Origin of the sequence: Microcystis sp. LE18-22.4A (assembly GCF_027531105.1) — a bacterium.
In the GTDB taxonomy this organism is placed as follows: domain Bacteria; phylum Cyanobacteriota; class Cyanobacteriia; order Cyanobacteriales; family Microcystaceae; genus Microcystis; species Microcystis aeruginosa.
Genome location: NZ_JAPZRB010000351.1, coordinates 1 through 9,859 on the forward strand (window position 1 = coordinate 1; position 9,859 = coordinate 9,859).

Here is a 9,859-nt window from a genome sequence, read left to right on the forward strand (position 1 = left end):
AACCGTTACTTATAGTCTTGAATCCGTCCTCAAGGAAATCAAAGACAGCATCAAGGAAGTTAACCAAAAAATCGATACCTTCCAACAGGATGTTAACCAGAAATTTGACAGCCTACAGAAGGATTTTAACCAGAAATTTGATACCTTGCAACAGGATTTTAACCAGAAATTTGACAGCCTACAGAAAGATGTTAACCAGAAATTTGACAGCCTACAGAAGGATTTTAACCAGAAATTTGACAAAATTGACGAACGGTTAACTAAGCTAGAGGTAGGACAGGCAAAACTAACTGAGAAAGTCGATGGGATGGATAGAAGACTAGAAAAGGTGGAAGGAACCCAAAAAAATCAAGTTTGGACGTTAATTATCCTTTTAGGAGGAGCGATCGGCACAGCAGCATGGCGCTCTTTCTTTTCTGGTAATCCTTAGAAATATTACTATAATTTCTCACTTTAGGGTAGTTATGAGGGGAAATTAGCAGATGTGAAACTCAGGTTAAAAATAAGGGATATTTAACCCATCCTACCCCTAATTATGCTTTCCTCAACCATCTTTTTAACAATCGCCACAATGCCACTATGATCACCCCAATTAAAACGAAAGGAAACATAACCACCCCCAGAAAGAAAGCAACGATTAAGGGATATTTTCGGGTTTCTAATTGCCGAATTTCATCATCGCACTTTTGAACATATCCTGCTAACCCCAATGCTTGAAATAATTCCCGCGACTGAAGATATGCTTCTTTCGCTTCCGATATACGTTTGAGTTTATAGTAGGTAAGTCCCAGATTAAACCAAGCATTCGCTTCACCCTCCCGATCGCCGATTTCCCGTGTGATTGCTAAGGACTGTTGATGAAACTCGATCGCTTTTTGGTATTCTCCTAGGGAATAGTAAACATTGCCTAAATTATTGTAGGAAGTCCCTTCACCCCCCCGAGCACCGATTTCCCGAAGGATTGCTAAGGACTGTTGATAAAACTCGATCGCTTTTTGGTATTCTCCTAGGAAATAGTAAATACCTGCTAATGAGTCGAGACTCGCAACTAAATCAAGTTCTAGATTTAACTCTTTTTGTAAATCGATCGCTTTTTGATAATACTCGATCGCAAGCTCTTGTTCCTGACGATAATCTACCAATGGTGATCGATATAATAAACGAAGGTTATAAATTTTAGCTAAACTGGCATATAAACTCGCTAGTCTTGGCTCTTTTTTGCCTTTATTTACCTCGATTTGCTCGATTAGTTCTAACAAGTCTTCCTTAGAGATTGAAGGAATATCTTTATCTATAGTAATTTCGTCAAAAGATTGTAAAATTGGTAAAAATTCCTGAGAAGGTAAAAAGTTACTTGGAGGAGAAATAAAGCGAAAAACTCCTTTTCTCCAACTCCAAAAATCGGGGGACTTTTTGCGTAAATTTACTTCCACTGTGCTTGTTACCCAAAGAACGATGGAATAGGGAAATTCTCGCAATCCTTCCCTTGTCCATTGCAGATAACCAAAAAATTTATCTAGTTCCGATTTTTCCCGTTGCCATTCGGTCGCAACGCGCTCGCTACGCGAGATCGAGTGTAATTTTTCCACTCCTGTGGTTGTGATCACGGCATTTTTGCTTTGTAGTAACTCTGGTTTTCTGGAGACTAAACTAGCAATTGCTGCTCTTAAACTCGGTTCTTTTTGATCTAAATCAATCCGATAACAAGGGATTACTGGTTCTAATTCTTTGCTATAGCGATCAATAATTTCTTCTCGCAATTTTTCCTGATCACACACACAAATTAATATATTTAATCTCTCTTGATTTGCCTCTAGAGACACGATTAAACCTTCGTATTCTCTTTCATTTTGGTCAATAATTGAAGATGTTTCATTATTCATAATAAGTGGATAGCTGTTAAAAACTGTCAGATACCCCCATTAGGTAGGGTTGATTCATGAATCAACCCTACGGATCAAGGGGGGATCAAGGGGGGATCCATCTTCAATTTAATTATAACTACTTACTTATCCCATTCAAATTGTTCCTCTTTTTTTCATTAACTCAACCACAATCGGATGCACATTATACCAGAGATCGCCATTGCGGTATTCCAAAATATATAAACCATGCAACAGATCTAGAAAATTTTGATCTTTGAGATCCTTCGGTTTTGACTTTTCATAAACAGTTTTAATAATTTCCTCATCTGCTGTACCGATACTTTCAGCAAAATCGAGACTAAGTTCTGTGATTGATTGTTCTAGAACAGCTTGATCAATTTTTAGGGTATTATCATCAGGATAACGACGAACCGATCGCAAACAAACCCGACAGCAATCATTAGTAATGCGAATTAATTCTCGTAACACTCCCCCACTATAAAGACAAATTTTTTCGAGGGTGTCAGGATCGATTAAAGCGGAATCGATGCGCTTAGTGATAATCTCGGTTAAAGTAGCAATAATTTGCGGATCGGGTATAGCATTAGGTGAATTAATTTCTCCCTGTTTAAAGAGTTTATATACAGGCATTTGTACGATCTGATCGTTGGTTTCTGTTTGGAGAGTTGCCTTTAAAGCTACTTCTCTTAAAGCGGCGATCGGAATAGTCATAATAATCCGAAAATTCGGCAACATAATCGCTTTAATATGGGATTGAAAAATATCCCTTACCTGTGCTAAGTCAATTTTATCAATGTCATCAACAATTACTAAGATTTTTTTCTGACTTTGGGACTCGATCACACTAGCTATAATGTTAATTTGGGCAACTAGATCGGTAATTCTCCGCTCATATTTTTGTTTGATTTCCTCGCGAATAGTCGAATTAATCTTGAGAATGCCTTTAATGTGAGCTAGTAAAGAAGAAAAGTTAAAACCTGTTTCGACAGTGGCATCTGCTTGATTGGTTTCGGTGCGGATTTGTTCAGCAAACCATTGATAAAAGCTTTTTTTAATAGAATCTTTAATAGTTAAATTTTGGGCTTCCGCTTCTGACATCATCTGAACGGCGATCGAGAATAAAATAGTAACATGATTTACGTCTGACATTTCGATCGTGTCTGAGATCGAGAAGAAAACAACAAAATAGCGATCATCTAACTTTCTTTTAAATTCGTAGAGTAGGGTTGACTTACCACAACCCCGATGTCCTGCTAGAATAATTTTTCCGTCTTCCGAAGGACTATCTTCGACCAATTGTTCTAATTCTTCGATAATTTCTGTGCCGTATTTGACAGCAAAACGCTGTAATTCTTTATCCGATCGCAGGGGTAAAAGTTCCAAATTGCGATAGGCTTCTCGAAAGGGTTCCAGTAAAGGACTAACCATGAGTAATTAAATTAGACTGTGTTGTGTGAAGATAATTAGCCACAAAGAAAACCAGAAAAAAATTAACTGATAACTGATAACTGATAACTGATAACTGATAACTGATAACTGATAACTGATAACTGATAACTGATAACTGTTATTTTTCTGCTGCCCAACTGTCGGGAGTGTAGGTTTTTAATGCCAAAGCATGGATGGCTTCGGTAGCCAGTGCCGATTGTAAAGCGCCATAAACCATTTGATGCTGTTTAACGCGGGTTTTGCCGGCAAATTCCCCGGAAATAACCACCGCTTCCAAATGATCACCACCTCCCGTCAAATCCCGAATCATCACTTGTGCATCGGGGATTTGTTCTTGAATCATCGCTTCTACTTGGCGAAAGTCAACCATCTTAACTCCTCAAAAAAATTAAAGATACTCTGATCCCATTTTTACCGAAAGCTCGTCAATAGGGACAAAATTTACTGCCGTGGGGGGGAGTTGTTAGGAGTTGCGGAGGTGGGAGTCGGTGCGGAGATGGGTGTACTGACAAATCCCATCTCGTAGAGTTGTTGATAGCTTTTTTGTCCTAATTCACTGGTGGGGTTTTGGGATTGAATCACCTGAATTAACAAAGGAACCGCCAATTCTGGCTGATTTTGCGCCCTATGGACCAAAGCAAGCTGATAGGTGGCTTCATCCCGCATTTGTCCCGTGTTTAAAGCACTTTGACGCTGAGAATCGAATACTTTCGGGTCAATTCCTGAGAAACTATTAGCTAATTGCAGATGATAGTTAGATAGTTGGTTAAAAATCCGACGCGCTTGATTGAGTTTGTCCACAGCGACATCGTATTTAGCGGCATTAATAGCGGCGTTCGCTTCTTCCACTAAACGTTGTCCCCCCTGAAGACTCAGGACACTATCGGCTTGATTTAAAGGTTTTAATTCGTTAGGATCGCTGGCGGGATTGTTAGAGTCAGGGGTTTGTGCTTGTCCGTCAGGTGCGATCGCAATCAATAAACCGATCACCAGAGTGAGCAGATAAATTAAACTATAAGGCTGTTTTCGCTTAACCATAAAATTTCTCGACTTAATGTTCCTGATGGGAACGGCTATTTTTTCTAACATCGACAACTGACCTATAGTAGCTTTTTTGGGGCAGTTTCGATCCGACCCCAGCTTTCTAGACGTTAGATTTAGCGGTTTTGTCGCCATGGCAAGCGCTGATTTTTCCCGAAGAATCAGTACAAGTCCCCAAAAAGTTAGTTTATCCCCCCGATTAATGGTTTAAATACCGATAATTCCCCCCTTGCAAGGCTGTCCAGATAGAATAAAGAGAAAGTAGGAGTTTAGTTAAAATGTCTTTATCGCTGATTACTCGTAAGTTTACGGTGGAAGAATACGAAAAAATGACAACCGAGGGAATAATCAAACCCGATGAAAAAGTGGAATTAATTCGAGGAGAAATTATCAAAATGTCACCGATGGGAACCCGTCATGCTTCTAGTGTAGATAGATTAATACAATTATTCTATCAAAATTTAGGACAGAAAATTATTCTCAGAGTTCAAAATCCTATTAAACTTAATGACAATTCTCAACCAGAACCAGATTTAAGTTTACTAATACCTCGATCGGATTTTTATGTTGATGCCCATCCCTGTCCCGAAGATATCTATTTAATTATTGAAGTTTCTGATTCTACCCTCGATTATGATCGCTATACTAAAATCCCTCTTTATGCAGAAGCAAATATTAAAGAGGTTTGGATTGTCAATCTCAAGGAAGAATGTTTAGAAGTTTATCGCCATCCTCTGAATGGTAGTTATCAAGCTATTCAGAAATACTCTATAAATGAGAGGGTTTTTATGACATCTTTTCCCGATATAGAATTCACTATTGCAGAAATATTAGGAGTGTAGTTAAAATGTCTTTATCACTGATTACCCGTAAGTTTACGGTGGAAGAATACGAAAAAATGACAACCCAGGGAATAATCAAACCCGATGAAAAAGTGGAATTAATTCGAGGAGAAATTATCAAAATGTCACCGATGGGAACCCGTCATGCTGCCTGTATAGCTAGATTAACACAGTTATTTTATCGAAAATTTGGCGATCTTATTCTCTTAGGAGTACAAAATCCGATTAGATTAAATAATAATTCTCAACCAGAACCAGATTTAAGTTTACTAATACCTCGATCGGATTTTTATGTTGCTGCCTATCCTTGTCCTCAAGATATCTATTTAATTATTGAAGTTTCCGATTCTACCCTCGATTATGATCGCTATACTAAAATCCCTCTTTATGCAGAAGCAAATATTAAAGAGGTTTGGATTATCAATCTCAAGGAGGAATGTTTAGAAGTTTATCGCCATCCGCTGCAGGGTAGTTATCAAGCTATTCAGAAATATTATCGAGGTGAAAGTATTTTTATTGAATCCTTTCCAGAAATAGAGTTAACTTTAATTGAAATACTCGGTAATATTTATTAAATTAAATTCTACAGCGTCTCTCATAAAGAGAAAGTATAACCTAATTTGGTATCGACGACCGACTCCCCAAAACGAAAAATTCGTACCTCACCATAGAATTACTGAATAGCTGATAGCTGGTAGCTGAGGATTTATAACTTGCGTTCGTAACTTAACAATGTATTTTGTAATAACATTGCCACCGTCATCGGACCGACACCCCCGGGGACAGGAGTAAGATAACTAGCCACTTCTAAAACCCCAGCATAGTCCACATCGCCCACCAAACGGTCAGCGACACGATTAATCCCCACATCCACCACCACCGCACCAGGTTTTACCATATCCGGGGTGATTAAATTCGCTTTACCGACCGCAGGTACTAAAATATCGGCACTTCTGGTTATTTCTGCCAGATTTTCCGTGCGCGAGTGAGCAATAGTTACCGTAGCGTTTTCCTCCAATAACATTAAAGCTAAAGGTTTCCCCACTAGAATACTGCGACCCACCACCACCGCGTGCTTACCGGCTATGGGAATATTATATTCTTTCAGGAGTGCCATGACCCCCGCAGGAGTACAACTGCGGATACAGTCCTCACCCCGCACTAAACCGCCTAAATTGAGAGGATGTAAGCCATCAGCATCTTTTTTCGGGTCAATTTGGTAGAGAAGGGAAACCGCATCTAAATGCTTGGGTAAGGGTAATTGAATTAAAATCCCGTCCACCCGCTCATCTTGATTGAGACGGACAATTTCCGCCAAAATTTCTAGTTCACTTGTATCGGTGGAAAAATGACGACCAAAAGAGGCCATACCGATTTTAGTACAAGCTTTCTCCTTATTGCGGACATAAACGGCACTAGCGGGATTATCCCCCACCATCAACACCGCTAACCCCGGAGGTCGTCCCATTGGAGATTTTAGCGTCTGGATGCGCTCTCCTAGACCAAGTTGGATTTTTTGAGCTAAGGCTTTCCCGTCGAGAATTTGGCAAGTAGTTACGGACATTCTATGATAATACCGAGAACAAAAATCTTTCGGATCCATTCTATGGTCAAAAAGATTGGCTAATGGCACTCGTTAAGGTTAAAGCAAGAATGTCTATCCAGACTCGTGTAGGGCGCATCAGCAGTTTATTATTATTGCTAGGGTTATTCGGTTGTAGTACCCTTGCTGACCTCGGTATTGCCGTTCCCTACATCGGTGATCCTCCCCTAACAGCGATCGAGCAGTTACAGGAAAAACCAAAAGGCGCTTTAGTTTATCTTAGGGGAACTGTGAGCAATTATGCCCCTTTTTTAGCGGGAGGAGCCTATCTTTTGCAGGATGGTTCGGGCAAGATTTGGATTCGCACCAATAGCAATAAATTACCCCGTCAAGGCGAAGAAATCGTCATTAAGGGCAAAATTGACTTTGAAGCTATTCCCCAGGGTTCCCAAACCGTTAACGAATTGTATGTGGTGGAATTAGAACAGATGGATGCAGTAGCGGTTAATTCTCTTCCTACTCCCTCCCCGTCCCCAGAAATTAAACCCTCCCCCACCTCAGAAGTTAAACCCCCAGAAAACAATTCTCCCCCGGTTTCAACTAAACCCCTCGAAAATCCCCGACAGGTGACAATTCCCAGCGCAGCTGAAACGAAACCCCCAGAAACTCCCGTCGTTACCCCCGTTAAACCCAATCCACCCGCACAACCCGTCGCAGAAGCGATTCCCCCCAAACCCCCCGCAGTGGTTAAACCCGTCCCAGATCCCCTCGATGCTTTCTTTTTACCCCATAAACAAAGCGAGAAATAGCTAGGGTGTGGGGTGTGGGGTGTGGGGTGTGGGGTGTGGGGAGAATAAATAAAATAGTCTCCCGTCTCCTGTCTCCTGTCTCCCGTCTCCCGATAACTGATAACTGATAACTGATAACTGATAACTGATGATATTCGTTGCTTTGGCGATTTTGGAACAGGACGGTCGATTTTTAATGCAGTTGCGCGACGACATCCCGACGATTCTCTATCCGGGGGTGTGGGGTTTATTTGGTGGTCACTTAGAAGCGGGTGAAAGTCCAGAAATAGGGTTAAAACGAGAGTTAAAAGAAGAAATTAACTATGAAGCCCCTAGTTTACGCTATTTTCGCTCTTATAACGATCATAATCTCTCCCGTTATCTTTATCATGTACCCCTGACCCTGGAATTAGAAAAATTAGTGCAAACGGAAGGGCAAGATTTAGCATTATTACCCCCGGCTGCCATCCGTCAAGGGGAATACTATTCCCAGAAGATTAATCAGACTCGTCCTTTAGGAAAAATTCATCGCCAGATATTACTCGATTTTCTAGAAGTAGAATTATAGTGGATATTAGAGCCAGACAAGGAACTCCCCTATCTATACGAAAGTCGTAGTCAACACTGCTCCTCACCTCCCTCGAAGGCAAAATGCTCCCGCTTTTTGAATGGCTTTATCTAAACGTCAATCTTATTTTGGCTTTGTCTTTATGAACCAGTCGCGTCCCTCGTTCGTTTCCGTGCAGAAACTCCTATCTGGAGGTGCGATCGCTACCCTAGCAGTTAGTTCCCTGATGGTCCTTACCCCCGCAGCCAAAGGGGAAAAACCCTTAGAAGATAACCCGAAAGCGGTCATCGACCAGGTTTGGCAAATTGTTAATAATGAATTTGTAGATCGTAGTTTTCATCAAATCGATTGGCAAAAAAAACGTCAAGAATTGTTAAGCAGAAATTATACTAATCCCCAACAAGCTTACACGGCAATTCGGGAAGCTTTAAAGGAATTGGATGATACTTATACCCGTTTTTTAACTCCTAGGGAATTTGCTGTCCTCACCAGTCAAACTTCCGGAGAATTATCGGGAATTGGGGTACGTTTAGCCCTCGATAAACGCACTAGCGATCTGGTCGTTGTCGATACGGTGAAAAAATCCCCCGCCAAGGAAGCGGGAGTGAAAAGCGGCGATCGCCTGATCAGAATTAATGGCAAACCCACCGCTTTAATGACCCTAGAACAAGCAATGGAAGCACTACAGGGAGCAGTGGGTACTAGCGTTAGTTTACAGCTTGCCCGTCCCGATCAAGGGGTATTTGAAGTGACTTTGACCCGGGTAGATATCGAAATCCCCTCGGTTAGCTATACCCTTAAACAGGAAGGTGGGGTGAAAGTTGGTTATATCAAACTGGATGAATTTAGTTCCCACGCGGCCGAACAAATGAAACAGGCGATCGAGGAATTAAGTCAACAACAGGTATCCGGCTATGTTCTCGATCTGCGGGGCAACCCCGGCGGGTTACTATTTGCTAGTGTCGATATTGCTCGTATGTGGATGAAACAGGGCAAAATCGTTAGCACCATCGATCGACGGGGCGGTGATCGCCAATTTATCGCCAATAACACCGCTATTACCGATTTACCCCTCGTGGTCTTGGTCAATAAAGGTTCCGCCAGCGCCAGCGAAATCCTCGCCGGGGCGCTAAAAGAAAATGGCCGGGCGACTTTAGTAGGTACATCGACCTATGGCAAGAGTACCGTCCAATCGGTACACACCCTCTCCGATGGTTCCGGTTTAGCGGTGACAATTGCCCGTTATTATCCCCCCAACGGCGAAAATATCTACAAAAAAGGCATTAAACCCGATGTGCAGATCGAGTTAACCCAGGAACAACAGCTGCGCTTCCGCGATGATCCTTCTTTGCTGGGAACTAAGGATGATCCCCAGTACCAACAGGCGATCTCGCTGCTACAATCCCATAGTGTTAAACGTCCTGGCACTAGCAATCTCAATAACCCTTTGAGTAGTCGAGCCGAATAATTGTCCTCAATAATGTCTAAGTAGGTAGGTGGAATTAAATATAAGATGAACGTAGGTTGGGTTGAAGCATGAAACCCAACGCCCGCTCATGTTACGCTACCGCTAACCCATCCTACAAATAATTGTGCCTCCCTACTTAGGGTCTGCTGAAAAAGTTTTTCCTAGGGGCAGGGTGTAGGGTGTGGGGTGTGGGGTGTGGGGTTTTACCGATTTTGAGGGGGTCAATTACCTAATTTTCAGGGAAAAAGTCCCTGAATTTACCCCTGATCACTCC

11 protein-coding genes are annotated in these 9,859 nt (G+C 41.6%); 6 read left to right on the forward strand and 5 right to left on the reverse strand.

Translation table 11 applies throughout. The features are described 5' to 3' along the window. A partial coding sequence (locus tag O9295_RS15920) for a DUF4164 family protein (RefSeq protein WP_288033782.1) occupies positions 1-430 on the forward strand: 430 nt, incomplete at its 5' end. Positions 431-533: 103 nt separating this feature from the next. Here O9295_RS15920 and O9295_RS15925 read toward each other — a convergent pair. The 4 genes from O9295_RS15925 to O9295_RS15940 all read right to left on the reverse strand — a co-directional run bounded on the left by O9295_RS15925 (position 534) and on the right by O9295_RS15940 (position 4,424). Beyond that, positions 534-1,883 carry a tetratricopeptide repeat protein gene (locus tag O9295_RS15925; protein ID WP_288033785.1) on the reverse strand — a complete coding sequence of 450 codons (1,350 nt, stop codon included), beginning with the start codon at positions 1,881-1,883 and terminating at the stop codon, positions 534-536. 135 nt (positions 1,884-2,018) lie between these two features. After that, a complete protein-coding gene (locus O9295_RS15930; protein ID WP_288033788.1) occupies positions 2,019-3,314 on the reverse strand; it encodes a P-loop NTPase fold protein in 1,296 nt (431 codons plus the stop codon). 139 nt (positions 3,315-3,453) lie between these two features. Further along, positions 3,454-3,705, reverse strand: a complete 252-nt coding sequence (locus tag O9295_RS15935) for a BolA family protein (protein WP_002737239.1) — start codon at positions 3,703-3,705, stop codon at positions 3,454-3,456. Between the two features lie 71 nt (positions 3,706-3,776). Next, a complete protein-coding gene (locus tag O9295_RS15940; RefSeq protein ID WP_288033790.1) occupies positions 3,777-4,424 on the reverse strand; it encodes a hypothetical protein in 648 nt (215 codons plus the stop codon). A gap of 230 nt (positions 4,425-4,654) precedes the next feature. On the opposite strand from O9295_RS15940, the gene O9295_RS15945 reads away from it, so the two are divergent. Beyond that, positions 4,655-5,218 carry a Uma2 family endonuclease gene (locus O9295_RS15945; protein WP_288033793.1) on the forward strand — a complete coding sequence of 188 codons (564 nt, stop codon included), beginning with the start codon at positions 4,655-4,657 and terminating at the stop codon, positions 5,216-5,218. 5 nt (positions 5,219-5,223) lie between these two features. Beyond that, the gene (locus O9295_RS15950) at positions 5,224-5,793 is read left to right on the forward strand and encodes a Uma2 family endonuclease (RefSeq protein WP_288033795.1); all 570 of its coding nucleotides are present in this window, start codon (positions 5,224-5,226) and stop codon (positions 5,791-5,793) included. Between the two features lie 131 nt (positions 5,794-5,924). Here the strand turns inward: O9295_RS15950 and folD are convergent, their stop codons facing one another. Beyond that, a complete protein-coding gene (gene folD, locus O9295_RS15955; RefSeq protein WP_288033796.1) occupies positions 5,925-6,782 on the reverse strand; it encodes a bifunctional methylenetetrahydrofolate dehydrogenase/methenyltetrahydrofolate cyclohydrolase FolD in 858 nt (285 codons plus the stop codon). Positions 6,783-6,871: 89 nt separating this feature from the next. On the opposite strand from folD, the gene O9295_RS15960 reads away from it, so the two are divergent. The 3 genes from O9295_RS15960 to ctpB all read left to right on the forward strand — a co-directional run bounded on the left by O9295_RS15960 (position 6,872) and on the right by ctpB (position 9,585). Further along, positions 6,872-7,570 carry a single stranded DNA-binding domain-containing protein gene (locus O9295_RS15960; RefSeq protein WP_288033803.1) on the forward strand — a complete coding sequence of 233 codons (699 nt, stop codon included), beginning with the start codon at positions 6,872-6,874 and terminating at the stop codon, positions 7,568-7,570. A 127-nt stretch (positions 7,571-7,697) separates the two neighbouring features. Further along, on the forward strand, positions 7,698-8,117 hold the full coding sequence (locus O9295_RS15965; protein WP_288033799.1) for an NUDIX hydrolase: 420 nt from the start codon (positions 7,698-7,700) through the stop codon (positions 8,115-8,117). Positions 8,118-8,259: 142 nt separating this feature from the next. Continuing rightward, on the forward strand, positions 8,260-9,585 hold the full coding sequence (ctpB, locus tag O9295_RS15970) for a carboxyl-terminal processing protease CtpB (RefSeq protein WP_353851868.1): 1,326 nt from the start codon (positions 8,260-8,262) through the stop codon (positions 9,583-9,585). The last annotated feature ends 274 nt before the right edge of the window (positions 9,586-9,859 follow it).

Excerpts from the sequence above, each read along its gene's own strand:
- O9295_RS15965 (WP_288033799.1), top strand. The coding sequence starts at position 7,698 with ATGATATTCGTTGCTTTGGCGATTTTGGAACAGGACGGTCGATTTTTA.
- O9295_RS15950 (WP_288033795.1), top strand. The coding sequence starts at position 5,224 with ATGTCTTTATCACTGATTACCCGTAAGTTTACGGTGGAAGAATACGAA.
- O9295_RS15945 (WP_288033793.1), top strand. The coding sequence starts at position 4,655 with ATGTCTTTATCGCTGATTACTCGTAAGTTTACGGTGGAAGAATACGAA.
- folD (WP_288033796.1), bottom strand. The coding sequence starts at position 6,782 with ATGTCCGTAACTACTTGCCAAATTCTCGACGGGAAAGCCTTAGCTCAA.
- O9295_RS15925 (WP_288033785.1), bottom strand. The coding sequence starts at position 1,883 with ATGAATAATGAAACATCTTCAATTATTGACCAAAATGAAAGAGAATAC.
- O9295_RS15930 (WP_288033788.1), bottom strand. The coding sequence starts at position 3,314 with ATGGTTAGTCCTTTACTGGAACCCTTTCGAGAAGCCTATCGCAATTTG.
- O9295_RS15940 (WP_288033790.1), bottom strand. The coding sequence starts at position 4,424 with ATGTTAGAAAAAATAGCCGTTCCCATCAGGAACATTAAGTCGAGAAAT.
- ctpB (WP_353851868.1), top strand. The coding sequence starts at position 8,260 with ATGAACCAGTCGCGTCCCTCGTTCGTTTCCGTGCAGAAACTCCTATCT.
- O9295_RS15960 (WP_288033803.1), top strand. The coding sequence starts at position 6,872 with ATGTCTATCCAGACTCGTGTAGGGCGCATCAGCAGTTTATTATTATTG.
- O9295_RS15935 (WP_002737239.1), bottom strand. The coding sequence starts at position 3,705 with ATGGTTGACTTTCGCCAAGTAGAAGCGATGATTCAAGAACAAATCCCC.